The organism is Streptosporangium carneum (assembly GCF_027922005.1).
GTDB classification, from domain to species: domain Bacteria; phylum Actinomycetota; class Actinomycetes; order Streptosporangiales; family Streptosporangiaceae; genus Streptosporangium; species Streptosporangium carneum.
Genome location: NZ_BSEV01000001.1, coordinates 430,054 through 455,864, shown reverse-complemented (window position 1 = coordinate 455,864; position 25,811 = coordinate 430,054). Strand labels below are relative to the sequence as shown.

Sequence of the window (25,811 nt, the reverse complement as noted above, 5' to 3'; positions counted from 1 at the left end):
CTGAGCCTCGGGCAACAGCCGCCTCCTGACGGACAGAGCGGCGGAGAGCCCGGCGGGGAGGCCGTCAGGCGGGCGTGCCCGGGGTCTCGTTGAACCGGACGAGCGTCCACCTCGGCGGCGGCCACTGGACGGGGTCCTGCTCGGTGACCCATTCCGTCACCGAGCAGGGGGACACCTTCAGGTCGAACGGCCGGTAGACCGACATCAGGCCGAGGGCGTTGAACGAGATCTCGACCGTCTCCGCGTGGCCGACCACGACGACGGTCCCGCCCCGGTGCCGGTGGGCCAGGTCGGTGACGGTCCTGCTCGTGCGCGTCACCACCTCGGCCCAGGTCTCGTTGCCCTCCTGGAACGGCCGGTAGACGCCGCCGCCCTCGACGCCCAGGCGTCTGGCGAACTCCTCGTGGGTGAGTCCGTCCGCCTCGGGCGGCGTGTGCCAGGTGCAGAGCCCGCAGTCCTGGGAGAAGGGCAGGCCGAGGGCGGCGGAGATCGCGCCGGCTGTCTCGACCGCCCGCGGCAGGACCGAGGAGTGGATCGACACCCGTTCGCCCACGGTCTCGGCGGCGATCCGCCGCCCGGCCTCCGCGGCCTGCTCGCGTCCGGCGTCGGTGAGGCCGCGGCATCCTCTGGGACCGCCGATCACGCCGTCCCTCGTGTGGTGGGAATCCCCGTGGCGCACGAAAAGAATTCGAGTTCGCACACCGGGGATCATGACAGATTCCAAAAATCCGATGCCGGGGAATCGAATGCGATGAATGGGCGACGGCACTCCGGTAATGACACCTCAAACCGGGCGTGTTACGCGCCATAGGAACCGGTGGGCGCGCCTAGCGTGACGATCATGGACTGGTCGCTGCTGACCTGCGCCTTCACCGGCCACCGCACCTACGCTCCCGACGATCCCGCGCTGCGCGACCGGTTGCGGGCGCGCACGGCGGCGGGTGAGGCGTGGCGCTGCCTGCGCTGCGCCGACTTCACGGTCGGCGCGGCCGACGGCGGCGGACCCGCGGACGAGGCGCCGGACGTGAGCAGAGGGCGCCACCTGCGTGACACCGTCGTGCTGCGGTTCTTCGCGGTCGAGCGACTGATCAGGGCGGTCGTGCTGATCACGGCCGCCTACGCCGTATGGCGTTTCAGGGGCGGCGGCGGATCGCTGCGGCAGATCTTCGAGCGGGCGCTGCCGATCCTCGGTGAGGCCGGACTCGACGTCCAGCGCTCCAGGGTCCTGTCCTGGATCCAGGACGCGCTCGGAGCCAGCCAGGCCACACTCGGCTGGATCACCGCCGCGCTGGTCGGCTACGCCGTGATCGAGCTGGTCGAGGCGGTGGGACTGTGGCTGCTCAAACGCTGGGGCGAGTACTTCGCGTTCGTCGCGACCGGGGTCTTCCTTCCGCTGGAGATCCACGAACTGGCCGAACGGGTCACCCCGCTCCGGCTGGGCGCGTTCCTGGTCAATCTGGCCCTGCTCGCCTATCTGGCCTGGACGAAACGGCTGTTCGGGCTGCGCGGCGGCCGGGCGGCCCACGAGGCGGAGCGCAGGAGCGGCTCGCTCATCGAGATCGAGCGGGCCGCCATGGCCGGTCCCCCGGGAACACGCCGTGATCAGCCCACGTGATCAGTCCATCGGAAGGAGCGTGCCGAGGGGACCGAGGTCGAGGTTGAGGTCGGAGGGGGACAGGTCGAAACGTTCGCACAGCTCCGCCATCGCCTCTTCGAGGCGCATCAGCGTCAGGCCCAGCGTCTCGATCTGCTCGTCGGACAGGTCCCCCTGCTCCATGCGCCGCACGCACTGCCGTTCGACCAGCTGGCGCACGAGTTCGACAAGGGTGAGGACGAGACATGTCAGATCACGTTCGACCCGCTCGGGGTCGGTGTTGACGCGCCAGCGTCCCGACCGTGCCGCGTCCGACCGTGACGCCTGCGATCTCGCCGTCCCGTGGCGTGCCCCATCCGGCCGCGTCCCGCGCGACCACACCACACGTGGTTCACGTCCAGACCGGGTCACGTGTTCACGTCCAGACCGGGTCATATGAGGTCTCCCGCTCGGTCATGGTCTGCCGTTCGGCGGTCTCCCGCCCGGTCGTGGTCTCCCCCTCGGCGGTCTCCCGGTCGGTCTCGATCGACTCCCGGACGGACATGATCAACACACGCAGGGAGATCCGCACGAGGTCGATGTCGGCGATGGACAGGACGATGTCCCCGGTCACCACGACGCCTCCGGCCAGCAGCCGGTCCAGGAGGTCGACGAGCGCCACCCGCTGCGGCGGGATGCGCCCCTGGTCGGCCAGCGCCGCGCCTCGTGAGACGTCTCGGGAGATGTCAGGCGTCATCGGGCGTCCCCCGCCTGGCCGTGCCGGGACCGCCGTGCGCTCGTGAGTCCGCCCCGCCGGGACCACCGGACGCCTCCCGCCCCGCCCCGCCGGGATCATCGGACGCATCCCGCGTCCTACCGGGATCGGCAGACGTCCCCCGGCCCGTCCCGCCGGGATCGGCAGATGTCCCCCGGCCCGTCCCGCCGGGATCAGCGGACCTCCTCCGGCCGGCGACGCCGGGGGAGTCGGCCGTCTCCCGATCCGCCGCGCCGAGATCGACGGCCGTGAAGGAGTAGGGGGCCCACGGCCCGGTGAGCTCCAGGTCGAGCCCGTGCCCGCGCAGGGCGTCGAGGGCGGCGACGAACTCCTCGCTCCGGTCGTCGTCGACGAGGTAGGCGCCGTTGAGCACCATCCACTCGGTGCGCCCGGAAAGCTCGGGATCCTGGGGGCGGTGGCGTCTGCTCGCCACGGCGGCGGCCGCCAGTGAGGCGTGGACGTGCTCGGCCTGGGCCGCCGCGTGCCGCCAGACGTTCTCCCGGTCGCGCAGGCTCGACTGCCGCCGCTTCAGGTAGGCCGTCCCAGGACCGCCGGTCTCCCCTGTCCGCCCACCGGGATCTCCACCGGTCCGCCCACCGGCCAGGGGAGACTCCGCGACCTGCCCGACGTACGCCTTCACCCCCCACTCCCTCCGTCCGGCGACGCGGGAGAGCACCTCGACGAAGTCGTCGTGCCGCCGCTCCAGCAGGTCGCCCACCTGCTCCTCGCCGCTGTAGACGGTGACGAGCCTGACGGGGGCCGTCGCGACCGCCTGCGCCACGGTCTCGACGACGTGGTGGTGGGCGCGGGCGGTGCTCCCCACCCAGTCGAGATCCTCCAGCGAGCGCCGCAGCGGCTCCTCGCCGAACTGGTCCAGCGGCACGGTGCTGACGTACGCGACGAGCCCGGCGCGCTCCACCGTCCGCACCGGCGCTCCGGCCACCCCTCTCAGCCCCTCAGGGCGGGGAGTGCCCGCGTCGCGGGTGATCGCGTACACGTACGTGCCAGCCTCAGTCACCGCGTTCCCCCGTCCCACGTGACCGCCTCACCCCACGTGACCGTTCCCCGGACGTCTCGGCGGATCCGCGCCCCTCGGCGCTCTCCCTCGACGACTCGACGGCCCTGCGCTCCCCGCCGTCCCCCTCGACGGCGGCGAGCCGCTCGCGGAGCCTGCGGTTCTCCTCGACCAGGTCACGATCCCCGGAGCTCAGCCACGGATCGTGCTCCCACCAGTCGATGCCCAGCTCGCGCGCGGTGTCCACGGAGGCGATCAGCAGGCGCAGCTTGATCGTGAGCAGCTCGATGTCCAGCAGGTTCACGCGGATGTCGCCCACGATCACCACGCCTCTGTCGAGCACGCGCTCCAGGATGTCGCCCAGGTTGGTCGTCTCCCGTCCCGCGAGCGACCTGCTGCTGCCGTACCCCTGCGAGGCCATGGAGCCTGGCCGTGCCGGATAGGTCATCTCAACGACGCCTCACTGTTGTCGCCCTTGCCACGCTTGTAGCGGCTCGTCCTGCGGTATGACAGCAGGCTCCCCTCCCGGTCCATCTCCACCTCGTAGAGCGCGAGGATGTCCCCGGAGGACGGGACGCGACGGTCCTCCAGGACCTCCACCCCGACCACCCAGCCGTTCTCCTCCGGCTGCACGAACGTGACGCCCTCCATCTCCTTGGCGGTCAGCTCGGCGATGTAGCTCAGCCCCGCCCTTCCCGCGGTCGCCGCCGAGAGGGCGCGGGAGCGCGCTCTCCTGTCCGAGGTCTCCCTCGGCGACCCGTCCTCGTCGAGGTCGTCCTCGTCGTCGAGGACCTCCTCGTCCTCCTCGTAGAGGTCGTCGGAGACCTCGAGGTCGGCGGCCCGTCTGTCGCGGGCTCCGCGCCTTGCGGGCACGAGATCATCCCCTTCCGCCGTCGTCGCCCGGCGGGATGCCGCCGGGCGGGCCGCTCTGGGCCGTCATCTGTTCGAGGATCCGCGTCACCGCCTCGGCCTCCTCCTCCTCGGTGATCAGTCCGGAGCGTCTGGCCTCCTCCACCGCCTCGAGCCGACGCCGGACCGCGGCCGGGGACCGCGTCTCCAGCTCGACCTGCTCCTGGATGATCTCCGCCAGCCTGATGAGGCCCCGGATCGGGGCGAACGGCAGACCGAAGGTGAGACCGAACAGGTCCATCCGTCATCCCTCCTCGGGCGCGGGCGCCATGACGAAGTCGTACGGCGCCAGCGGCCCCAGCAGCCGCAGGGTCACCCTGTCCGTCCAGCGCTCGCCGAACTCGTCGACGACCTGCTCGAACTCGTCCTGCCTCTCGGCCTCGACGAGGAACGCCACATGCACGGCGTCCTGCTCGTGGGTCGGCTCGCGCAGGGCGACGGCGACGCTCAGCGGCGCGAGAGCCGCGACCAGCGTCTCGGTGTCGGCGTCGCGCCTGGCCTCGACGCCCTCGCCGAGCAGCTCTCCGAGTCTGATCCGGGCGTCCCACGTCGCGTCCTCCGGCTTGCCGCGGATCTCCTCGCGCAGCCTGGCGGCCTCGCGGTTCTCCGCGAGGACCTCGCCGATCACCACCCGCTCGACGTAGCGGCCCTTGACGACGTACTCCGCCTGCCCCTCGAGATCGTTCAGGGCGGTGAGGAACTCGTCGTGGTGGGGCTTGAGCAGCTCCTCGACGACCGCCTTGCTGTCGGTCACCACCGCGCCGAAACGGAGCGGAAGCACCGGCACCTCGGCCGCGGCGCCGTCCAGCAGCCGTTGGTGGGCGACGAGGTCGTCCGGCCTGCCCAGCGGGCGGTCGAGGGCGACCTCGCTCACCAGGGCGGCGACGTCGCCGTGCCGTACCAGGTGGATCCGGCCCGGTGGGTCGCCGACCCCGCGGGCTTCGGGGTCGAGCTCGACGTCACCGGGCACGATGCCGTAGACGTAGGAGCCCCTGCCCGGCTCATGGCGGGCGGTCTCCTCGCGCCGAGGGTCCTGTCCGGGCCTGGCGGTCTCGGTCTTTCCTGCGGAGCCGGGCATCTCACTCTTCCTCCCGCCGTCGCCGCCTGCGGGGCGCCGGTCGGCGCTCCTCGTACTCCTCGTCCGAACCGCCGAGGAACTCCTGGAGCTTCTCTCCCGCCGCCTCGATCGCCCCCTGGGCGATGCCCTTGGTCTTCGCGCTGCCCACGCCCTGCGTCATGTCCTGCACGACTTCGGGAAGCCCCTTGCCTCCCGTCTGCGTGAGGTCGAGCCTGTTGGCGGCCTCGGCGAAACGCAGGTAGGTGTCGACGCTGGCCACGACGACGCGCACGTCGATCGTCACGAGCTCGATGCCGACCAGGGAGACCCTGACGAAGGCGTCGATCACGAGGCCCTTGTCGAGAATCGTGTCGATCACGTCGGCCAGGCCCGACGAGGACGACCCACCACGGCCGGCGGCGCCGCCTCCCGAAGGCTGCACGATGGTCATCTTCTACCTCCTCTCCCCGGATCCCGCGTCATGTGCTCCGGGCCGCGGCCCTGCGGCGGGTCGGGCGTGGAGGCGGCCTGTCCTCGGTGTCCGCCTCGCTCTCACGACGCCTGCGCCGTGCCGGGCGCCTCGCCGGCTCGGGCTCCTCCTCGGGCTCCTCCTGCGCGGTCTCCTCCGCCGGTTCCTCCTCGGCGCTCACGTCGCGGCGCCTGCGCCGTGCCGGACGTCTGACCGGCTCGGGCTCCTCCTCCGGTTCCTCCTCCTGGGCCTCCTCGGCCTCCGCCTCAGGCTCCTCCGGTTCCTCCTCGGCCGCCTCGGGCTCCCCCTCGGCCTCCGCTTCAGGCTCCGCGGCCTCCTCGGCCTCCTCGGGTTCCTCGGCCTCCGCCTCCTCCGGCTCCACGCCTTCCTGCTCGCCCTCCGCCTCGGGCCCCTGTTCCGCCTCCTCCCGCTCCCGCTGTTCCTCCTCCTCCCGCAGGGCGGTCTCGTGGTCCTTGACGACCTTGCTCTCGTGGATCTCGCCGCGCCATCCCTCGACGTCGTCGGGGTGCAGCAGCGTCTGCGTCATGACGTGCCGCCGGAAGTGCTTGAACTCCAGACGCGCCCGCCGTCCCTGGGCCCGCCACAGGTTGCCGGTCTTCTCGAAGAAGCCCTGCGGGTGGTACTCCAGCACGAGCAGGATCCGGGTCAGGTTGGGGCTGAGGGAGTGGAAGGTCACAGCCCCGTCGACCCAGCCCTTGGGGCCCTGAGACCGCCAGACGATCTGCCGGTCGGGCATCTGGTCGATGATCGTCGACTCCCAGACCCGGTGGGACCAGAAGACCTGTGCCTTCCAGGAGAGCTTCTCGTCGGCCTTCTGTTCGACTCCCTCGACCTTCTTCATGAAGCTGGGAAAGTCCTCGAACTGGGTCCACTGGTTGTAGACGACCCTGAGCGGAGCGCCCACGTCGAGCGTCTCGACGATGTTGGTGATCTTGAGCTTCTTTCCCTTTCCGCCCTTGCCGCCACCTCCACCGCCTCCGGTGATCTTCTGGAACAGGCCTCCCACCGCCATCTTGGCCACCCCCTTGAGTCCGGTCGCCACGGGGTGTTTCGATCCGATCACCGAGCCGATCAGGCTCAGCCCGCCACCGCCACCGCCACCGTCACCACCGCCGCCGCCGACGTAGTCGGTCAACCGTTCGGTCAGCCCGCCGATCTTCTCCGTCACGGACGACAGGAGCCGCTCCCCGGCGGCCTCCGCGAGGTTGCGGAGCTCTTCGGTGAGCTGGTCGATGGGCGCTGTCTGCGCGTTCCCACCGGCTGGCTGGGTCCTGTTCTCCTCAGCCGTCTCAGCCATCGCGCCTCATCCCCGGACCCGGCGAACGGGTCGATCGCGCCTGGGCGTCCGCTCGCGCTGCGGGGCTCGGGCTCTCGTCGTCCTGCGCTGCGGCCTCTCCTCCTCTTCTTCTTCCTCGGGTTCCTCCTCGGGTTCCTCCTCTTCGAGTTCCTCGTCCTCGTAGTCCTCCTCTTCCTCCTCGGGTTCCTCCGCGCGGGCCTTGCGCGCCGTACGGCCCCGCCCTGCGGCGGCGCGACGCCTGGGCGTGGGGGCCTCCTCCTCTTCTTCCTCCTCCTCGCCCAGGAGACCGCCTGGAACGCGCAGCGACTCGGCGCGTTCGTGGAGTTTGGAGGTCAGGGAGTCGACCTGCCTGCTCGCCGCCGCCTTGATCGCGGCCTTGCCGACGTCGAGCAGCTCACCCCGAATGCTTTCGGTGATCTTTTCCAGCTCAGGAGAGGCTCCGAGCACCTTCAGGCCCTGCTGCAGCAGGTCGCTTCCGCCCGCCCCCAGCCTGCCCGTGGCGCCGGCCGCCGCCAGCGCGAGCGCCATCCGCAACTTGTGATGCCGACCAAGTAGGTAACCCGCGCCGACGGCCAGGGCCACCTGCACTCCGCATTTCACGATCGCCACCCCTAAAACGATCACTTCATCGTGAGTTCCGTACGCCCAGGAGGCTTGACGGGCCGCCGGGCAGGAGGAAGACACCGCTGAGAGCCGATGTCTGCCGCTTTGAACGTGTCGGAAGCGTCTGCTTTCCGAATCGGTTGTCCCCTACCCGTGAAACCGACAAAAAAACTCATATAGGTAAAAAGCGGACATATTTAACTCTGAACAAAAGAGAGTGGTATGTCATTCGTCGTCCACTTTCACAGCGGTCGAAAGACCTGACGGCCAGGGACTTCCGACCCTCGTCCCCGACGCCTTCCTGTAGTGGAATGCGGACAGTCGCGCCACCGCGCCGCCCGGTGCCGGACGGTCCCGCCGGACCGGCCTGGCGCGGTGGCGCGACCGCGACTTGACGGGAGAAGACGTGGACCCCTGGCTCCTCACCTACGACGGTTTCGATCCCGCCCTCGAGGGACTGAGAGAGACACTGACGACGCTCGGCAACGGCTACTTCGCCACCCGGGGCGCGGTGCCGGAGGCGCGCGCGGACGGTGTGCACTCTCCCGGCACCTACGTCGCGGGCTGTCACGACCTGCCCGCCTCCCGTTCCGCCGACCGATCGACGGGGAGCGAGGACCTCCTCAACGTGCCGAACTGGCTGCCTCTGACCTTCCGCGCGAACGGCGGCGACTGGTTCGCCCCCGGCGGCGCGGAGATCCTGGACTGCCGGCACACCCTCGACATGCGCCGGGGGGTGCTCAGTCGGCTGCTGCGGATCAGTGACCCCCTCGGCCGGATCACCCGGATCGAACAGCGACGCCTGGTCTCGATGGACGATCCGCACCTGGCCGCCCTGGCCACGACGTTCGTCCCGGAGAACTGGGACGGCACACTCGAGGTCCGGTCGGTGCTCGACGGACGCGTCGCCGGTCCGGGGGACGCTGCCGACCGGGAGCGGACCGACCCGCGCCTCGTCCCCGTCTGCGCGCACGCGGCCCACGGCGTGATCGAGCTGCTGACGCGCACGGCCGCCTCGGGTGTGGAGATCGCGCTGGCCGCCCGCACCACGCTGGCCGGAGGACGACGCCGTGCCGGCGCCGGAGAGGAAGCCGGGGAGAGCGCCGGGAAGGGCGGCGGCAGGGGATGTGAGCGGGGCGTCGAAGAGGGCTGGGTGAGCGAGGACCTGGCCGTCGAGGTCCGGGCGGGCGACGAGGTCGCCGTGGAGAAGGTCGTGGCCCTGTACACCTCCGAGGACCGGGCCGTCACGGAGAGCGAGGCCGCGGCCAGGTCGGCGGTGGTGCGCGCGGGCTCCTTCGAGGCGCTCACGAGGCGGCACGCGCGGGCGTGGGAGCGCCTGTGGCAACGGGCGCACGTCCGCGCGGAGAGGCCGGAGGCGCAGCAGGTGCTCAACCTGTACGTCTTCCACCAGTTGCAGGCGGTCTCCCCGCGCGCCGAGGAGAAGGCCGTGCCGGTGGACTTCCGCGACGTGCGCCGGCACGGCCGCGTCTCACGGTCGCCCGCCGTACCGCTGAAGGCCGATCGCCGCCGATGAGGGGACCTTCGCCTCTGCTCCGTGGCACGCGTGTCACGGAAGGCTTGTCGACATGAACGTCGATTCGGCAGGGCTGGACGTGCTCTCCCGCCAGGAGTGCCTCGATCTGCTGTCCTCGACCCCGATCGGGCGGATCGTCTTCACCGACCGCGCTCTGCCCGCGGTGCAGCCGGTCACCTTCTGCCTGGACGGCGAGAACGGTGAGGACATCGTCATCCGCACCGGCGTGGGATCGAAGTTGGCCGCCGCGACCCGGCACACCGTGGTCGCCTTCGAGGTCGACGACTTCGACCCGGACACGCGCACCGGATGGTCGGTCACCGCCGTGGGCCGCGCGCGCGCCGTGTGCGACCCCGCGGAGATCGCCAGGCTGTCCAGGTTGCCGCTGACGGCCTGGGCGCCCGGGGACCGCAACCACTTCATCGTGGTGCGCGCCGAACAGCTCTCCGGACGCCGCATCCGGCACTGACCGGACACCCCTGGGCGATCAGAGCCCGGTGGGCGAAAGGCCTGGCGCCCGCGGCGCGGAACCGGTGTCTCCCACCTCAGTCGAGGGGCACGCCCCAGCTCAGGCGGGTGCCGCCCTGGGACGGCGAGACGACCTCGAAGGAACCGCCGAGCCGTTCGGCGCGCTCGGCGAGATTGCGCAGCCCGCTGCGCCTGCCCTCCTCGGACAGCCCGATCCCGTTGTCGCTCACCACCAGGACGAGCCGGTCGCCGTTCACCTCGGCGCGCACGTCGACCCGCGACGCCCTGGCGTGGCGCACGACGTTCGACAGCGCCTCGCGCAGCACGGCCAGCAGGTGCTCGGCCACCTCCGGCGGCACGGTGTTGTCCAGCTGTCCCTGCATCTCCAGCCCCGGCATGAACCCCAGGTGGCCGCGAGCCCCCTCGACCAGGCCCACGATCCGCGCGCGCAGCCCCGCCTCTCCGTCGTGGCCCTCCCGATGGGGAGTCTGCAGGGCGAAGATGGTCGAGCGGATCTGCCGGATGGTGGCGTCCAGCTCGTCGATCGCGTTCTGCACCCTTGAGGAGGCCTCGGGCCGCTCCACCAGCCGCACCGTGCTCATCAGCGTCATCGCCACGGCGAACAGCCGCTGGATCACCACGTCGTGCAGGTCGCGGGCGATCCGGTCGCGGTCCTCCAGCAGGCCGAGCCGCTCGGCGTCCATCCGGCTCTCGGCCAGCTCCAGGGCGATCGCGGCCTGCCCCGCGAAAGCGTGCAGGGTGCGCAGCTCGGCCTGGGTGAAAGGGATGCGCCCCGAACGCTTGCCCAGCGACAGCACCCCGCGAGCCGCTCCCGCCGCCCCGATGGGCACCGCGGCGACCGGGCCGAGCGAGGCGTATCCGGCGATCGCGAGCGGACCGCCGGCCTCGGCCGGGTCGGTCACCATGAGCGGCTCGCCCCCGACGAACGCCCGGCCCGCCAGGGAGTCGTCGACCGCGACCTCGCCCCCGGCCTCCGCGCCCTCGCGCCCGTGGTCATCGGCCCGCTCGCCGCCCGCCTTCGGCTGTCCGGTCTCCCGGTCGTCCGCGTGCCCCGCGGGCGTGTCGCCGGGGAGCGTGTCCGCGGCGGGCCCGTCGGTGATGATCGCTCGCAGGACCCGTCCGGTCTCGTCGGGCAGCAGCACCGTCACGATGTCGGCGCCGGCCATCTGCCGGGCCCGCCGCGCTATCAGCGTGAGCACCCGCCGGGGCTCGACCCCCGACAGCAGGCTGGTCGTGACCTCGGAGGACGCCTGCAGCCACATCTCCCGCCTGCGGGTCTCCTCGTACAGCCTGGCGTTCTCGATCGCGACGCCGGCGGCGGTGGCCAGCGCGGTGACGATCGCCTCGTCCTCCTCGTCGAAAGCGCCGCCGCCGCGTTTCTCGGTGAGGTAGAGGTTGCCGAAGATCTCCTCGCGGACCCGGATCGGCACTCCCAGGAACGACCCCATCGGCGGATGCCCGGGCGGGAACCCGTAGGACTCGGGATGGTCGGAGATGTGGGCCAGGCGCAGCGGCCGGGGATCCTTGATGAGCAGGCCGAGCAGCCCCAGGCCGTGCGGCCAGTGCTCGATGCGGGCGATCTCCTCCTCGGTCAGTCCGACCGGGATGAACTGCACCAGCGTGTTCTGCTCGCCGATGGCGCCGATCGCGCCGTAGGTGGCCTCGACCAGGGTGGTCGCGGTCTCCACGATCCGGCGCAGCACCGTCTCCAGGTCCAGGTCGCTGCCGACCGAGACGACCGCGTCCAGCAGGGCGTGAACCCGGTCGCGGGTGGCCAGCACCGCCTCGAGACGGACCTGCAACTCCGACAACAGCTCGTCCAGCCGCAGGTGCGGCAGCAGCCCACCGGGCTCGATCCTTCCCATAAGGGAAGTCTCGCATCAGGGGGGGACGCCCCGCCCGGGAACAAGGGGTGCGCGTCCCCTCCAGGCTCCGATCAGCGCGCGGGCACGGCTTGCGCCCGTCAGCGGGACGCCGGCCGGACGGGCGCGGGGCCGCCGCACCCGGTGAGGTGCGACGGCCCCGCGTCGTCTCGTTTCCTCAGTCCAAGCGGGAATCCGCTCCATAATCCGGCCATTTATCGCATTGCGGACTCAGTCCGCACTCGTCTCCCCGCCCTCTGGGGCACGGCGGAAAATCCGCGAACGGGAAGCCGGGACGGCCCTGTCACTCCTGGAAGCGGCGGACGGCCCCTGGAACCGGAGTCCGACGGGGAAACAGGAAAGCACCGGAGCCCCCGCCGTGTTTCTCCCGCCGTTTCCTTCCCGCCCTGTCGGCCCGGGAGGACCGTACCGCGGACGCCCGCTCCGTACGGCGACGCCCCACGTGAAGCGCCTTTCCCGGCCCGGGAAGCGAGTTCCTCGCCCCGGCAACGGAAGCAGAACCACGACTTACCAATAAATCGCACCTCAGAGCAACAGGAAAAGGGCATAAGCCCCCTCTCCTCCCTCTGATATCACCAGGACAGGGAACCCTCTATGAGGTTTTCCCAAACCAGCCTATAAATACATCTGGAGTCCCTACTTATCACACTTAAATCGGCAACCGTGACCGCTCCTGGAACGTCCAAGGGGCACGCGTCTTCAGAAACCACGACTCTCCGCCGCCCCGGGCCCGGGCCGCCCGGGACGTCCGGGAGCGCCGCCCCGGCGGCGGGCACGGCGACGACTCCTCGCCGTGCCCGCGCGTCCCTGCGGCTCGCCGTACGACACAGCGATCACGAGGAGGAACCCGGATGGGATTCGGTGCGATCTTCCAGGGGCCGTGGCGCGGCCGGAAGCCGCGGGCGGACCTGACGGGGTACTACCGCACCGAGAAGTACCGCTTCGCCCGGGAACGGATGGAGTGGCAGCTCGCCAGGATCTTCCTGCTCTACCGTCTGCTCCACATCTTCCAGATGGCCGGAACCGCGCCCGACATGATCAACCGCCTGAGACCCGGGGCGGGGATCGCGATCCTCGTGGTGGCGGCGGCCGAGACCTCCTGGCTGTTCCTGCGGATCCTCCGTGGCAGGCGGTACGGCGGGACCCTCACCGCCTCCGTCGAACTCGGCACCGGCGTGGTCATGCTCCTGCTCGCGAGCTGGGGCGCGCCCCCGGCTCACCGCCCCGAGGCCCTGGCTCCGCTGGTCTTCTGGACCACCGACCAGATCAGCGGCGCGGCACTGTCGCGCGACCCGAAGCTGCTGGGGGTGGGAACCGTCGCGATCTCCGGGACCTATCTGGCCGTCGTGGCCGGCGGCGGGCCGGGCGAGCTCACCCAGTCGCCGACGCTCATCGCCGTGACGGGCTTCCTCGTGCTCGCCGTGCTGATCGAGCGAGGCGCCGCCTTCCTCCGGCGCACCGCGGCCGACCTGGCCGACTTCAGCCGGCACGTCGCCGAGGAGCGCGCCTACCTCCAGCTCGCCTACGAGCTCTACAACCACTGGGGCAACACCCTGCTCAAGGTCACCGGCCACGACTGCGCGCGCGCCGGGGAGTTCGCGGAGCTACGTGAGCTGCTGGTGAGCGACTACGGACAGCTCCGGGCCTTCTTCGCCACGGGAAGGCCGAGCGACCGCGCCGCGCTGCTGCGCATCCTGCACCGGGAGATCGTCGAGATACGCGATCGCAGGCTGATCGTGGAGCCGGTCATCTCCGAGGACTTCAGGGAGTACTCGGAGACGGTCCCCGAGGCGGTGCAGAACGCCTTCGGCGACGCGCTCCGCGCCGTGCTCACCAACGTCTCCGAGCACGCCCGCATCGACCACGCCTACGTCAGGGCGGACATCGAGGAGGGCACGGTCAGGGTCTCGGTCACCGACCAGGGCCGCGGCTTCCCCGAGAAACCCGCCCTGCGCACCCTCGCGCACCTGGAAAGACGTCTGCGCGACCTCGACGGGCGGCTCACCTGGAGATCGCGCCCCGAGGAGGACACCAGGGTCACCATCGAGTTCCCCACCGGCAGCACCACCGCGGAGGAAGGCAAGTGAGCGTGCCCATACGTGTCGCCGTCGTCGAGTCGCACCCGGCCACCCGAGAGGGGATCGTCACCGCGCTGAACCTGAACGGCCGCTTCGACGTCGTCGTGTCCGTGCCCGACGCCCAGGCCCTGGTCGCCTCCGAGGTGAGCGCGGAGGTGTGTCTGCTCGACCTGGAGGTCGACGGCTCGCGGGAGAGCGCCCTCCAGGTCGTGGGGCGGCAGCCGACGGTGGTGTGGACCGACCGGGAGGACTGGCGATTCCGGACGGCGGCCTTCCTCCTGGGCGTGTGGAGCGTGCTGCCCCGCGGAAAAGTCCACCCGTCCAGCATCGAGGAGGCCCTGCTCCACGCCTCGCGCCGGGAGGTCCACCTGTCCCCGCAACTGGCGTCGGCCCTGCTGGACGCCGCGACCCGGGGCGTGTTCGAACTCACCGCGACACAGCTCGGCCTGCTCAGGGAGATCTCGTACGGCACACGCCTCTCCCTGGCCGTCGAACGCGCGCGGCTCACCCCCGACGGGTTCCTCGCCGAGCGGGACGGCATCGTCGCGGCGTGCCGTTCGGCCGACCCGGAGGAGCTGGGACCGCTGCACATCGTCCCGATGGCGCCGATCAGGGAGCCGAGGTTCGTGGGATCGCCGACGAAACGGCACCTGGACGTCCTCAGCCGGCTGGCCGACGGGCACCGCGTCAAGGACATCGCCGCCGAGTTCGGCATCAGCGTCAGAACCGTGGCGCACCACATCGACAACGGCCTGAAGGAGGTCTCGGGCGTGACCCACGCGAGCGCCCACGAGCGCCTGCTGCTCGCCCTCTACTACATGAGGAGACACCGCAGCCCGGAGGTGCTCTGGGAGACGCGCCTGCGCGGGCTCGTCGAGCCTGACCAGCGCGTTCACCCCGGTGTGGGGAAAAACACCTAAGGTCCGCGCTCTCCCGGATCACGGGCCTGTGGAAACTCCCCTCTTCTTACGCGCGGCCCCGCGACCCGACTCTGATCCCGAAGGCGAGGCGTTCCCGCCCCGTTCGAGTCCGCTCAGCACGGCTCACCCCGTGCCCAAGCGAGGACGGGATTGAATTGATCAACGGTTTGTTCCCCAACGGGTCCACGCACGTGGACACGACTCCGGACCACGGCGGAGGCGGCAGCCCCCGGCGCTCGGTGTTCCGCCGCTTCGGAGACTTTCTCATCTTCGTCACCGGAGGAGTTCCCCGGCTGATCGGCGGCACGCACGAGCGGCACCGGTTCGTCACCCTCGGCGCCCTCATGCTGCTCACCGCGGGGATGGCGGTCTACAGCGCCGCGTCGGTCGCCGCGATGGGCCTGTCCCTGCCCGTCGTGACCATGCTGCCCGTCGGCCTGTTCTTCGCCGCGTTCGTGCTGATGATCGACCGCTCCATCGTGAGCCACGTCAGCCCGCTGCAGGAGATCCCCCACCAGAAGCCGGGCTCCGCGCCTCCGGCCCCGGCGGACCACCCCACGCCCGCTCTGGTGAAGACCGCGCGGACCAGGTCGGCGGCGACGTGGGTCCGCGTGGGCATCGCCGTCATCGCGTCCCTGCTCATCTCCGAGGTGCTGCTCCTGCAGATCTTCTCCTTCAGGATCGGCGAGCAGCTCGCGCTCGACAAGGCCGCGGCGGCCGACCTGCGGGACAAGCAGGTGGCGGTGCCGTACGAGCGCAAGATCAAGGAACTGCAGGCGGCGGTCGACACGCGACAGAAGGCGGTCACCAAGCTGGAGAAGGCCTACGACAGGGCCACGAAGGAGGCGAACTGCCAGCTGACCGGCAAGTGCGAGGGCTACGACGCCGGACCGGGCGACCTCTACAAGGCCGCGCTCGCACGGCAGAAGACCCTGGAGAAGAAGGTCTCCAGGGCCCAGGACGCCCTGGAGACCCTCCGCGGGGAGAACAAGAGGCAGATCTCCACACTCCGCGCCGAGCAACGGAAGAAGGCCAAGGAGGTCTCCGGCCTCACGGAGGGCGGATACGACCTGCTGGACCGGGAGCGGGCCTTCCTGGAGATCACCGCGAAGAACGGCGAGGTCCTGGTCTGGCGGATCCTGCTGACCCTGCTCCTGCTCGGCGTCGACCTCGCGCCGGTGCTGCTCAAGGCCACGCTCAAGCACACCGTGCACGACCAGCGGGTACGGAGTGACCAGCTGGAGCAGATCGACAGGGAGATGGTCCTGCTGAACGGCAAGATCGTCCGCCACCGGGGAGACGGCGAGGTGACGCTGCAGGCGATCGCCTACGAACACGCGCGCAAGCATGCCTGGCTGGAGGCCCAGCACGAGCTGGTCAAGGTGACGATCAAGGAGTGGCTGCGCGTCCAGAAGCAGAACCCGCCGTCCTTCCGTTCCCCGGTGAACCTCTCGACCCCCACGGCCCCGCTCTGGTCGGACGGGAACGTGGGAGCCGACCACGGGCCCAGGTCGCCCCGGCGGCCGGACCCCGGCCACCAGGTGTTCCACCAGCCGTCCGTCCCCGACGGCCACGACCACACGCCGATCATGGTGCTCAACGACAGGTGGTGCGTGTACGAGTCGCTGAACGCCGACTCGAGCGACATGGCCGGTCTCTACAAGGCCTACGAGCTGGCCAACCCCGGCAGGACCGTCGTGGCGAAGGTCTTCCACCAGGCCCAGAACGACCCCAAGCGCTTCCGCACCTTCCTGCGTGAGGTGCGAGGCATGCGGCTGAGCAACCCGCACATCGGAGAGATCATCGACTCGGGCCAGGACCGCAAGTCCAAGGCCGTCTACCTCGTCTCCCCGCTGTACCGGCCAGGCAGCCTCAACCTCTACGTCCAGCGGCAGCTGGGCGCGGGCGTGCCGCTGAAGTGGAGCCTGTGGGTCCTCGACCAGGTGCTGGCCGGACTCGAGGCGGCCGGCATGAGCAACATCATCCACCTGGACATCAAGCCGCAGAACATCGTGCTCGACGGCCCGAGCAACGTCAGGATCATCGACTGGGGGATGTCCCAGCTGCACGAGGCCGGGCAGAGCGTGTCGACCGTCTTCCCCGGCGGGACGAAGTGGTTCGCCAGCCCCGAGCAGCTGGGCGACGGCGACGCCACCCCCAACAGCCTGTCCGACCTGTACGGCGTGGGCGCCCTGGCCTACTGGCTGCTGACCGGCATGCCGCCGCTGCGCCGCGAGGTCGGCGCCGACGCCAACGGCGACATCCTGCAGGCACGCCGCCTGATGGAGGCGGGAGTACGGCCCGAGCGCGTCGACAGGCTCGTTCCCGGCCTGCCGCGCGAGCTGGGGGAGCTGGTCGACCGGTGGCTCAGCCACCGACCCGCCGACCGCGCCCCCGAGGGCCTCACCCCTACCGCCGCGCTCGGCTGGGCCAGGCAGAGGCTGAACGAGACGCTGGGCGTCGTCCCGGACATGCGGGTCGGTCTCACCGTGCATCGGAGGGCGGACGAGGCCGCGGAGGCCGGCCGGAGAGAGGCGAACGAGGCCCAGGCGCCCCGGATCGTCCCCGAGGACCGTCTGGTGGCGACGGGCCTGCCGTCGCAGCCCGTTGACTCCGTCGGCTTCGTCGGTTCCGATACTTCTGACGGTCTCGCGGTTCCTGATGGTTCGGGGGGTGTCGACGGTTCCGGGACTTCCAGCGGCCTCGGAGACTTCGGCGGCCTCGGCGGCCTCGGCGGCGAGCAGGGAGAGAGCCCCTCGAACTAGGACTCTTCCGGCAGACGGCGACAGCCCCCATCAGACCAGAACAGATCAAGGAGGCAACATGCCGGCCGTGATCGCCACTGCTTCGGCGGTGAGGTGATTGCTCACCGTTCTCGTGGCCTCGGTAGCCGCCGCCGCAGTGGTGATCGCGGGAATCTCCGTACTGGCCGTCAAGATGAACCGCACGAAGTCCCTCTACACCGGGCGGAGCACGCCTTCCGGCCCCTTGGCGGTCTCCGCCCCCCTCCCGGACTCCAGGCGGGGAAGAACAGGCGGCGCGGTCCCCGGGACCTCGCCGCCCGCCCTCGTCCCCTGGACCCCCCGGACGCCGTCCTCACCGGCCGCCCGGACCCCGACGGTCTCCCCGGACCCGCCGACTCTGTCCCACACCCCTGATCCGCCGTCCCACACCCCTGATCCGCCGCCTTCACGCCCTCCGCTGGCCCCGGCGACCCCCCGGAAACCGGCGGACGGCCTCGAAACCGAAAGCCCGCTCCCCACCGACGTCCCTCCCCAGGACAGAGACCTGTTCCCTACCGGCATCCCGTCCCACGACGACACCCCGCCCCGGAGCGACAGCCCGCCCCGTGGTGGCCGGACGTCCCCTGTCGGCAGGCCGCCGTACCCTGACGCCCTGGTGTTCCCGACGTCCCCCCGGGACTCGGCGCCCTCCGTCTCTCCAGCCCCCTCCCCGGCGTCCCCCTCCCCGGCGTCCCCCTCCCCGGCGTCCTCCCCTCGGGCGGACGGCCCGTTCGGCGGGGACGCGTCCCCCGGGGTGGAGAGCGTGACGACGAGCGGAACCCCCTCCTTCCCCCTCGTCGTCCCTCCTGGGCCGCTTCCCTCGCCCGTCCTGGCCTTCGACGCGGCAGGCCGTACGAACGCGGGCAACCGCGGAGCGAACGCGGACGGTTTCCTGATCCAGGACCGGCTGATCGCGGTCGCCGACGGCGTCAGCGCGGCGACCGCGAGCCGCTGGGCGTCGGCGCTGGCCCTCGGGGCGGTGCTGAGGGGACAGGCGGGCGGTTCGCCCGATCCGCTGCTCGGGCTGCGAGACAGCCTTGAGGCCGCCAACGAGACCCTGCGAGGGGCGGGACGCGACGCCCCCGAGCTGACCGGCATGGCCACGACGCTCGACCTGGTCAGCCTGGCGGAGGACGACGGCTCGTGGTTCGCGGCCTTCGCCCACGTGGGCGACGGGGCCGTCTACTCTTTCACGGGGCCGAGGGAGGGGCAGATCCTGACCACTCCGCACTCCATCGGCGGAGGTCCCCTGCTGCGCGCGGTCGGCGCCGAGGAGACGTTGTACAGCGACGTGGACAGGATCGACGTCCGGCCGGGCATGCTGATCGTCGTGGCCACGAACGGGTTGACCGACGTGCTGTCGTTCCTCGACGTCCAGAACGTGGTGAGGCGGCACTTCGACGCACCGCCGTACCTGTGCGCGGGCGCGCTGCTCGACGCCGCCTACCGGCGGTCGACCGACGACGACGTGACGGTGGTCGTGGCCCGCGTCGTCGAGGTCACCGGCTACGACTGGACACGGTCGCCGTGAGCGGCCCGGCCGACGGCGACGTCCGGGGACTCCGCGAACCGTCCGGGATCACTCGCAGCTGGCCGGATCCCGTCCCTGCCGGTCGAACTCCTCCCGGGAGATCACCGCGTCGATCCACCTGATCGCCTGCGTCTTCTCGTCGAGCTGCTGGACGAGGACCTGGCCCGGCTTGAGCTCCGCCACGTCACCGGCGGTGAAGCTGACGTCCTGGGTGCTGACCTGGGTGTAGCCGCTTCCCTTCCAGCCGCGCGCGTTGTAGGTGACCCCCGCCTCGAGGACGAGTGGCTCCGACTCGGCCGCCCAGCCGTCAGCCGGCGCGTCAAGCCGGAACGACGCGCTGTTCCCGTCGAGGGAGGGCGCGTTGAACCTCACCTCCCGCGTGGCCTCGGCGGACGCCGTGCCCCCCGGGAGGTCGGAGGGATCGTCCTGGGGAGCCGTGCCCGCGCTTCCCCTGGCACGGAAAACGATCGCATGCTCGGGAGCGGCGCCGTCGCACCACGCCAGGACGATGATCGGGTGCCCCTCCGCGTCGACGCCGACTCCGGTCAGACCGCCCCCGACGGGCGTGCAGCCCGTGGCGCTCATGATCACTGCGGCCGCCAGCAGGATTCCGAGACCCCGACGCATGATCGCAGCGTAGACGGCGGCGGCGACCCGCCCCAGCCCCGTGATCTCAATGGCTCCGGACCGTTACGATCGGCCGGAAACGGTCTCACGCCTCGCTCGACCCGGCGTCCGCCAAGTGCCTGCCGGGTGTCCACCGGCGGCACGAGGTCGGCTCCGCGGACACCCGGCCGGAGATCGCCCGGGGCGCGCCCTCACACGCCTTCCGGCGGTTCGCCGGGTTCATCCGGGCCGGCGGAGTCCACCCGGATCGGCGTCCGGCGGTTCGCGGAGTCCCCCCGGGCCGACATCCGGCGGTCCGCGGAGTTCGCCCGGCCCGTCACCGGGCCAGCAGCGCCGCCGTGGCCGCGTCGGCGGGCAGGAACGCCTCCAGCTTCAGCTCCGCCACGGTCACGTCGATCGCGGTGGCGAACGTCGTGATCGTGGTCGTCAGCCGCAGCTCCCCCCGGGGAGAACTCAGCCGCATGGGCGCGGCGAAGCCCACGTGGTCGGGCCCCGGCGCGAGGTGCGGCACGTAGCCGGACAGCTCCTCGTGGAGGTCGTCGCGCGGGATGCGGTCGAGGATGTGCCGCGCCCAGTGCGACAGGTTGACGATCCGCGGCGCCAGGCCCTCCGGATGCAGGGACAGGCGCAGCACGTTGACGGGCGGGCGCAGCAGGTGCTCGGCGACGCCCTCGGTGAGCAGTCCGAAGGCGTCGTTGGCGAGCACCAGATCGTGCCCGGCGTCCACGACGATCGCCGGGTAGGGCAGATGCCCGGTCAGGATGTGCCCCAGCGCGGCGCGCACGTGCTCCAGGCTCGGGTCGTCGAGCGGGGTCTGCGGGTAGACGGGGGCGTAGCCTGCCGCGAGCAGGAGCTCGTTGCGTTCCCTCAACGGCAGCTCCATCGACTCGCCCAGCCGTACCACCATGGTCCTGCCCGGCCTGGAACGACCGCTCTCCATGAAGCTGAGATGGCGCTGCGTCGTGCCCGCGCGCAGGGCGAGGTCGAGCTGACTGAGGTGCCTGCTCCGGCGGGTCGCGCGCAGGGCCTGGGAGAAGTCCACGTTCCCAGTCTGCCGGGGCCGTCTATTCCTTCGAGGGAATTGTTGGCATTCACCGATGTAAGAACCATTCGTTCCATGAACACGCGACTAGGGGTTCTGCTCCCTGCCAACCACAGCCAGTGGGACGACGCCCGGCGGCTGGTCGACTTCGCCGTCCGCGCCGAACGGCTCGGCTTCGACTCGGTATGGGCCAACGACACCCTGCTCGGCGCGCGTGTCGAGCCGCTGGCCATGCTCGCCGCCCTCGCGCCGGTGACCGAACGCGTCACGCTCGGCACCGCGGCGCTGCTTCCCGCCCTCCGTCGTCCCGTCACGGCGGCGCAGGAACTGGCCACCGTCGACCACCTGTCCGCGGGGCGGCTGGTCGTCACGGTGGGCGCGGGCTTCCCGGGGCGGTCGGAGATCGAGTACGCGGTGTCGGAGGTGCCGTGGGAGCGTCGTTTCCAGCGGCTGGACGACACGGTCGCCCTGTGGCGGGCGCTGTGGGCGGGCGAGCGGGCCTTCCACGGCAAGGTGCTGCGCTTCGACGAACTGCCCGAGTCGACACCGGCCCACCGGCCCGGCGGGCCGCCGATCTGGCTGGGCGGGGCGAGCCCGTCGGCGCTCGAGCGCGCCGGACGGCTCTACGACGGATGGCTGCCCTATCCGCCCGACCCCGCCGACTACCGCGCCGGTCTGCGGACGGTGCGGCGGGCCGCGAACGCGGGGGGACGCCTCCAGGACGCGATCACCCCCGCGCTGTTCGTCACGGTTCTGATCACCGACGACGCGGAGCGGGGCGAGCGGGAGCTCGACGCCTACTGCCGGGCCGTGTACGGCCTGCCGTACGAGACGGTGCGGACGATCCAGGTGCTGGTCGCGGGCCCCGCCGAGCATGTGGCCGCCACGCTGGCCCGCTACACCGAGGCGGGCGCGGAACACCTGGTCTGCCGCGTCGCCGCCCCGAACCTCGACGCACAGCTCGAACAGCTGGAGCTGATCGCCGGGATGGACCGCCCCTCGCACGGCGGTTCCCGACAGTCCCGGCGGCGCGTTCCGGAGTCCTCGGAACGGCACGGCCCCGACGCGCCCACCGGTCCACGGCGTGCCGGGTGACGACGCCGCGGCGAATCGCGGGTCGCACCGACCGGGTCAGTCCTTCGGCGCGGACACGACGTCGAGGACGAAGCTCACCCTGGTCGCGCCGAGCGCGCCGGTGACCCGCCAACAGCCGAGGTGCGGCAGGTCCACCCCGCTGGCCTGGAAGCCGGGCGCGGCGTAACCGCCGGGCACGTCACCGACGACGGTCTCCCCTGTCTGCAGCGACGTGGCCTGGAACGTCAACTGCTCGTCGCGCTCACGCCACCACGGCATCTTGATGTGCGCCTCTTCTCCCTCCTTGGCCGCGTAGGCGAACCGCGACGTCTCCAGCACGACCCACAGCCCCTTCTCGCCGTACCAGGCGGCGGGGTCGCCCCCCATGGCCTGCAATTTCCTCCGCATCTCGTCGGACGGCTGCGCGGGACGGTCGGAGGTCCGGGTCGCCTGGCACACGTCCCCGAACATCCCCGCCACCGCCGTGCTCGTCGGCGTCGCCTCGGGCGACCGGGCCGCAGGAGACCGTGCGTCGCCGACGGGCTCCGACGCGCCGCACGCCGACACCGCAACCGACATCGCCACCACCGCGAGCGTGAGGGCGCTCGTCTTCAGCCAGCGCATCTTTCGCCTCTTTCGTATGAGCCGAACGAAGGTCGAACATCAACATCTGCGCACATCCACTCAACCACCTGGCCGGTCCCGCCGGGGAGAATCAGCACAAAAGCCTCCAGCCCCCCTTCACCGCAGTGGCGGCCCCGTCATGGCAGGGGTGTGGCAGTGCTGTGGCATGGCGCCTCGCCACGGCGGCGGCACGGGGGTCGAAGATCGGCCAAGCCTCTGCTTGGATGCTCGGCATGGACCTCACAGAGCTGCTGGCGGAGAAACGGAACATCGAGGACCTGGACCTTTCGGGTATGGCGCTGACCGACGTCCTGGCGGCGGAGCCGTACGTCTTCAGGAACTGCAATCTGACGCGGGCCGATCTGAGTGAGGCCGACCTGGCGGGCCACGTCTTCGACAAGTGCGTGCTCGACCAGACCGACTTCAGAGAGTCGGATCTCGAAGGCGCCCGTTTCAGCGGCGGCGGAGGGGCGAAGACCACGTTCGTCCGGGCCGAGCTGACCGACGCGGTCTTCACCGACACCGACCTGTCGGGGGCCCGGTTCGGCGACGCGCTGCTGACCGACGCGAGCTTCACCGGCTGCCGGATGATCGGCACCAGTCTCACCGGCTCCCGCGGCACCTCCTTCCGCCTTTCCCGCTCCAATCTCACCCTGGCCGACCTGTCCGGGTGCTCCTTCAAGAAGCAGGAGTTCGAAGGCGTCCGATTCGACGAGGCCAACCTCTCCTTCTGTGACTTCACCGGTGCCGTCTTCACAGACTGCCGTCTCATCCGCGCCAGGCTGGTCGAGGCCAGGTTCACCAAGGCCGACCTGCGAGAGGCCGACATAGGCGAGCTCGACGACGGCCAGCTCCGCGCCCTCGCCGGCGCGGTCATCAGCTCCGCCCAGGCCGCCGCCATTCTCGCGACCCGCGGGCTGACGGTCCTGTGACGACGCGGCGAGAGCCCGTCGGGGCCCCGTGGGAGCCGATGCCGCTGGCAGAGGTGATCGCCCTGTTCCAGGGCCTGGACGCGCCCTGGTGGATCAGCGGCGGGTACGCGATCGAGCTGGTGGTCGGCCGGGCTTACCGCGAGCACGGCGACGTCGACGTCGGTCTGCTGCGGCGCGACCAGCTCGCGGCACGCCGCCTGCTGGCCGACTGGGACTGCCACGTGGCCGACCCACCGGGCACGCTGCGTCCCTGGCCGGTGGGCGAGACGCTGCCGGCCAGGGCACACGACATCTGGGTCCGCGAGCGCGCCGACGGACCGTGGCGCTTCCAGCTGATGCTGGACGAGGCCGACGGCGACGAATGGGTCTACCGGCGCGACGCGCGCGTCCGCCGCCCCCTGAGCTCGCTCACCGTGGCCGAGGACGGTTTCCACAGGATCGTTCCGGAGGTCCAGCTGCTGTACAAGGCCAGGGGCCGACGGGCCAAGGACGAGACGGACTTCGCCGAGACACTGCCCCTGCTGACCGGCGCGCAGCGACGCTGGCTGGAGGAGGCCCTGGCGGTCGAGCACGGCACGCACCCCTGGCGTGACCGGCTGCGCTGACGAACAGGAGAGACAATGTCCTTCCTAGGTCCTTCCTAGGCGGCGGAGCGGTCCGCGAGGGGGCGGCGGCGTCGGGCGGCGTCGGCCAGGACCGGCGGCTTCCAGGCGCCGTCCGGGTGGTAGACGTTGACGCCGGGCGGCACGATCTCGTCGATCCGGTCGAGGGTCTCGTCGTCGAGAGTGAGTGAGGCGCCCTTCAGCAGTGCCTCCAGCTGGCTCATCGTCCGCGGCCCCGTGATCACCGAGGTGACGGCGGGATGCGCGGCGGCGAAGGCCACGGCCAGCTCGGGCAGCGAGCAGCCGACGCCGTCCGCGACCTCGACGAGCCGTTCGACGACGTCCAGCTTGGCGGCGTTCACGGGAAGCGAGGGGTCGAAGCGCGCCGGCGTCAGCGCCGCGCGTCCCGTGGCGAGGTCGACGGGCTGCCCCTTGCGGTATTTGCCGGTCAGGAAGCCCGAGGCCAGCGGGCTCCAGGTCAGCACCCCCATCCCCAGCCGGCGGCAGACCGGCAGCACGGAGGTCTCGACGCCCCGGGCCAGCAACGAGTACGGCGGCTGCTCGGTCCTGAAGCGCAGCAGGCCACGACGCTCGGCGACGTGGTGCGCCTCGACGATCTCCTCGGCGGGGAACGTGGAGCAGCCGAAGGCGCGGATCTTTCCCTGGTGCACGAGGTCGCTCAGCGTGGAGAGCGTCTCCTCGATGTCGGTCGTGTGGTCGGGGCGGTGGATCTGGTAGAGGTCGATCCAGTCGGTCCGCAGGCGTCTGAGGCTCTCCTCGACCTCCCTGACGATCCAGCGCCGGGAGTTGCCGCTGCGGTTCGGCCCCTCGCCCATCCGGAAGTGCACCTTGGTGGCGAGCACGACGTCGTCACGACGGCCCTGCAGCGCCTTCCCCACGATCTCCTCCGACTCGCCCGCCGAGTACATGTCCGCGGTGTCGACGAAGTTGACGCCCTGGTCGAGGGCGGCGTGGACGACGCGGACGCACTCGTCGTGGTCGGGGTTGCCCACGGAGCCGAACATCATGGTCCCGAGGCAGTGGACGCTTACCTCGATGCCGGTGCCGCCGAGGACGCGGTAGCGCATGGTCATGCTCCCTTGGTGAACGAGGTGATCATGCGGCGTACTCTAGGTTCTGGAGTCGGCTCCAGGGCAACCCCCTGTTGTGGGGGCAGGCCCGAGGCCGCGCGTGATCCGGCGTCGTACGGCGGGGGCGACGCGGGGCCGCTTCGCCCTCGTTTCTCCGACGTCTCGGCGGGCACAGTTCCAACGTGAGGGACAAAACGGATAATCCGGTCACAGTGACCCCATGCGAGGACGGACCGTTGCTGGTTCGGGGGACGTTCACGCTGATGACTCAGGACGGGGACGTCATCGACCCCGGCAGATCGACGGTGGCGTTGTGCCGCTGCGGACGCTCGTCGTCCAAGCCGTTCTGCGACGGCTCGCACAAGCCTTCCGGCTTCCAGGCCACGAGCGGGCCCGATCCCGCGGCCTGAGCCCGCGTTCCGGCTCCGCGAGCCGACCCCGCGGTGGCCCGTATCCGGCGCGTCGAGTGCGCGGCGATCCGCATCCGGCGTCCGGCGTAGGGAACTCCGCCGCGCAGGAACCTGGCCGCCAGCGCCAGCCAGCTGCACGTGGCCCGCTCAAGCACCCACACCGGGGCGAACAGCGCGGCGGAGAAGGGGAAGACGCGCCGCCCGCCGGCCCTGCGGCGGCCGATCTCCGCCACCCCGACCGACAGGCAGGCGCAGGCCAGGACCGCCCGGCGGCGCCGTCGCAGCAGAGCGACGGCGAGCGCGGGCAGCACGGCCAGGAAGAACAGCATGCGAGGGGGCTGCGCCAGGTCGTCGTAGGCCTGCCGCACGCGCTGGGACCAGAACCTCGCCGAATCAGGCGGAAGACGGCGCACGTAGAGATCAAGAGGACGGCGTTCACGTCCGCCGTGAGCGCGGACCGTGCGGATGAGCT

At 71.2% G+C, this 25,811-nt stretch carries 27 protein-coding genes; 11 read left to right on the top strand and 16 right to left on the bottom strand.

All coding sequences use genetic code 11. From position 1 onward, the window contains the following. Window positions 1-64 precede the first annotated feature (64 nt). Window positions 65-679 (bottom strand): histidine phosphatase family protein, encoded by a 615-nt coding sequence (locus PKF00_RS02130; protein WP_271215600.1) that lies wholly within the window; start codon window positions 677-679, stop codon window positions 65-67. A 162-nt stretch (window positions 680-841) separates the two neighbouring features. Between PKF00_RS02130 and PKF00_RS02125 the strand changes: the two genes are divergently transcribed. Then, entirely contained in the window at window positions 842-1,615 is a 774-nt protein-coding gene (locus PKF00_RS02125; protein ID WP_271215599.1) for a DUF2127 domain-containing protein, read from the top strand. Here the strand turns inward: PKF00_RS02125 and PKF00_RS02120 are convergent, their stop codons facing one another. Genes PKF00_RS02120 through PKF00_RS02075 form a run of 10 tightly spaced genes read right to left on the bottom strand, consistent with a single transcriptional unit; the run spans window position 1,616 to window position 7,725 of the window. Further along, window positions 1,616-2,029: a gas vesicle protein K gene (locus tag PKF00_RS02120; protein WP_271215598.1), complete on the bottom strand. Its 414-nt coding sequence runs from the start codon at window positions 2,027-2,029 to the stop codon at window positions 1,616-1,618. It abuts the gene before it with no gap. After that, window positions 2,010-2,330 (bottom strand): gas vesicle protein, encoded by a 321-nt coding sequence (locus PKF00_RS02115; RefSeq protein ID WP_271215597.1) that lies wholly within the window; start codon window positions 2,328-2,330, stop codon window positions 2,010-2,012. The genes PKF00_RS02120 and PKF00_RS02115 overlap by 20 nt, the downstream gene beginning before the upstream one ends. Next, window positions 2,320-3,366 carry a GvpL/GvpF family gas vesicle protein gene (locus tag PKF00_RS02110; protein ID WP_271215596.1) on the bottom strand — a complete coding sequence of 349 codons (1,047 nt, stop codon included), beginning with the start codon at window positions 3,364-3,366 and terminating at the stop codon, window positions 2,320-2,322. The genes PKF00_RS02115 and PKF00_RS02110 overlap by 11 nt, the downstream gene beginning before the upstream one ends. After that, window positions 3,359-3,811, bottom strand: a complete 453-nt coding sequence (locus tag PKF00_RS02105; RefSeq protein ID WP_425582174.1) for a gas vesicle protein — start codon at window positions 3,809-3,811, stop codon at window positions 3,359-3,361. Before PKF00_RS02105 ends, PKF00_RS02110 begins: the two co-directional genes overlap by 8 nt. Continuing rightward, entirely contained in the window at window positions 3,808-4,236 is a 429-nt protein-coding gene (locus PKF00_RS02100; protein WP_271215595.1) for a gas vesicle protein GvpO, read from the bottom strand. Before PKF00_RS02100 ends, PKF00_RS02105 begins: the two co-directional genes overlap by 4 nt. A gap of 4 nt (window positions 4,237-4,240) precedes the next feature. Next, window positions 4,241-4,513, bottom strand: coding sequence for a gas vesicle protein GvpG (locus tag PKF00_RS02095; RefSeq protein WP_271215594.1), 273 nt, complete (start codon window positions 4,511-4,513; stop codon window positions 4,241-4,243). A 3-nt stretch (window positions 4,514-4,516) separates the two neighbouring features. After that, the gene (locus PKF00_RS02090) at window positions 4,517-5,350 is read right to left on the bottom strand and encodes a GvpL/GvpF family gas vesicle protein (protein ID WP_271215593.1); all 834 of its coding nucleotides are present in this window, start codon (window positions 5,348-5,350) and stop codon (window positions 4,517-4,519) included. A gap of 1 nt (window position 5,351) precedes the next feature. After that, window positions 5,352-5,780: a gas vesicle protein GvpJ gene (gvpJ, locus tag PKF00_RS02085; protein WP_271215592.1), complete on the bottom strand. Its 429-nt coding sequence runs from the start codon at window positions 5,778-5,780 to the stop codon at window positions 5,352-5,354. A gap of 28 nt (window positions 5,781-5,808) precedes the next feature. Further along, a complete protein-coding gene (locus tag PKF00_RS02080; RefSeq protein ID WP_271215591.1) occupies window positions 5,809-7,116 on the bottom strand; it encodes an SRPBCC family protein in 1,308 nt (435 codons plus the stop codon). 6 nt (window positions 7,117-7,122) lie between these two features. Further along, complete coding sequence (locus PKF00_RS02075) at window positions 7,123-7,725, bottom strand: hypothetical protein (RefSeq protein WP_271215590.1); 603 nt, start codon at window positions 7,723-7,725, stop codon at window positions 7,123-7,125. 400 nt (window positions 7,726-8,125) lie between these two features. Between PKF00_RS02075 and PKF00_RS02070 the strand changes: the two genes are divergently transcribed. Together PKF00_RS02070 and PKF00_RS02065 are read left to right on the top strand one after the other, a co-directional pair. After that, window positions 8,126-9,253 (top strand): glycoside hydrolase family 65 protein, encoded by a 1,128-nt coding sequence (locus PKF00_RS02070; RefSeq protein WP_271215589.1) that lies wholly within the window; start codon window positions 8,126-8,128, stop codon window positions 9,251-9,253. Window positions 9,254-9,305: 52 nt separating this feature from the next. Next, window positions 9,306-9,722, top strand: coding sequence for a pyridoxamine 5'-phosphate oxidase family protein (locus PKF00_RS02065; protein WP_271215588.1), 417 nt, complete (start codon window positions 9,306-9,308; stop codon window positions 9,720-9,722). A gap of 76 nt (window positions 9,723-9,798) precedes the next feature. Here PKF00_RS02065 and PKF00_RS02060 read toward each other — a convergent pair whose 3' ends face one another. Then, complete coding sequence (locus tag PKF00_RS02060; RefSeq protein ID WP_271215587.1) at window positions 9,799-11,607, bottom strand: sensor histidine kinase; 1,809 nt, start codon at window positions 11,605-11,607, stop codon at window positions 9,799-9,801. 869 nt (window positions 11,608-12,476) lie between these two features. Here PKF00_RS02060 and PKF00_RS02055 point away from each other — a divergent pair. From PKF00_RS02055 to PKF00_RS02040, 4 genes are all read left to right on the top strand, one after another. Then, window positions 12,477-13,712, top strand: coding sequence for a sensor histidine kinase (locus PKF00_RS02055; RefSeq protein WP_271215586.1), 1,236 nt, complete (start codon window positions 12,477-12,479; stop codon window positions 13,710-13,712). Further along, window positions 13,709-14,623: a LuxR C-terminal-related transcriptional regulator gene (locus PKF00_RS02050; protein ID WP_271215585.1), complete on the top strand. Its 915-nt coding sequence runs from the start codon at window positions 13,709-13,711 to the stop codon at window positions 14,621-14,623. The genes PKF00_RS02055 and PKF00_RS02050 overlap by 4 nt, the downstream gene beginning before the upstream one ends. Before the next feature lie 155 nt (window positions 14,624-14,778). Further along, window positions 14,779-17,388 carry a DUF4407 domain-containing protein gene (locus PKF00_RS02045; protein ID WP_271215584.1) on the top strand — a complete coding sequence of 870 codons (2,610 nt, stop codon included), beginning with the start codon at window positions 14,779-14,781 and terminating at the stop codon, window positions 17,386-17,388. A 781-nt stretch (window positions 17,389-18,169) separates the two neighbouring features. After that, window positions 18,170-18,937 carry a PP2C family protein-serine/threonine phosphatase gene (locus PKF00_RS02040; RefSeq protein ID WP_271215583.1) on the top strand — a complete coding sequence of 256 codons (768 nt, stop codon included), beginning with the start codon at window positions 18,170-18,172 and terminating at the stop codon, window positions 18,935-18,937. Window positions 18,938-18,985: 48 nt separating this feature from the next. Here the strand turns inward: PKF00_RS02040 and PKF00_RS02035 are convergent, their stop codons facing one another. Together PKF00_RS02035 and PKF00_RS02030 are read right to left on the bottom strand one after the other, a co-directional pair. Continuing rightward, window positions 18,986-19,564 carry a hypothetical protein gene (locus PKF00_RS02035; protein WP_271215582.1) on the bottom strand — a complete coding sequence of 193 codons (579 nt, stop codon included), beginning with the start codon at window positions 19,562-19,564 and terminating at the stop codon, window positions 18,986-18,988. Between the two features lie 316 nt (window positions 19,565-19,880). Further along, window positions 19,881-20,606, bottom strand: coding sequence for a helix-turn-helix domain-containing protein (locus PKF00_RS02030; RefSeq protein ID WP_271215581.1), 726 nt, complete (start codon window positions 20,604-20,606; stop codon window positions 19,881-19,883). A gap of 75 nt (window positions 20,607-20,681) precedes the next feature. Here PKF00_RS02030 and PKF00_RS02025 point away from each other — a divergent pair, with 75 nt between their 5' ends. Then, window positions 20,682-21,701, top strand: a complete 1,020-nt coding sequence (locus PKF00_RS02025; protein ID WP_271215580.1) for an LLM class flavin-dependent oxidoreductase — start codon at window positions 20,682-20,684, stop codon at window positions 21,699-21,701. Window positions 21,702-21,737: 36 nt separating this feature from the next. Here the strand turns inward: PKF00_RS02025 and PKF00_RS02020 are convergent, their stop codons facing one another. Further along, the gene (locus PKF00_RS02020) at window positions 21,738-22,304 is read right to left on the bottom strand and encodes a hypothetical protein (protein ID WP_271215579.1); all 567 of its coding nucleotides are present in this window, start codon (window positions 22,302-22,304) and stop codon (window positions 21,738-21,740) included. 233 nt (window positions 22,305-22,537) lie between these two features. Here PKF00_RS02020 and PKF00_RS02015 point away from each other — a divergent pair, with 233 nt between their 5' ends. Both PKF00_RS02015 and PKF00_RS02010 read left to right on the top strand, forming a co-directional pair. Further along, complete coding sequence (locus tag PKF00_RS02015) at window positions 22,538-23,236, top strand: pentapeptide repeat-containing protein (RefSeq protein ID WP_271215578.1); 699 nt, start codon at window positions 22,538-22,540, stop codon at window positions 23,234-23,236. 38 nt (window positions 23,237-23,274) lie between these two features. After that, complete coding sequence (locus PKF00_RS02010; RefSeq protein ID WP_271215577.1) at window positions 23,275-23,841, top strand: nucleotidyltransferase domain-containing protein; 567 nt, start codon at window positions 23,275-23,277, stop codon at window positions 23,839-23,841. A gap of 35 nt (window positions 23,842-23,876) precedes the next feature. Here the strand turns inward: PKF00_RS02010 and PKF00_RS02005 are convergent, their stop codons facing one another. Then, on the bottom strand, window positions 23,877-24,932 hold the full coding sequence (locus tag PKF00_RS02005; protein ID WP_271215576.1) for an aldo/keto reductase: 1,056 nt from the start codon (window positions 24,930-24,932) through the stop codon (window positions 23,877-23,879). A gap of 260 nt (window positions 24,933-25,192) precedes the next feature. Between PKF00_RS02005 and PKF00_RS02000 the strand changes: the two genes are divergently transcribed. Then, complete coding sequence (locus PKF00_RS02000) at window positions 25,193-25,339, top strand: CDGSH iron-sulfur domain-containing protein (protein WP_271216340.1); 147 nt, start codon at window positions 25,193-25,195, stop codon at window positions 25,337-25,339. Window positions 25,340-25,811: the final 472 nt, after the last annotated feature.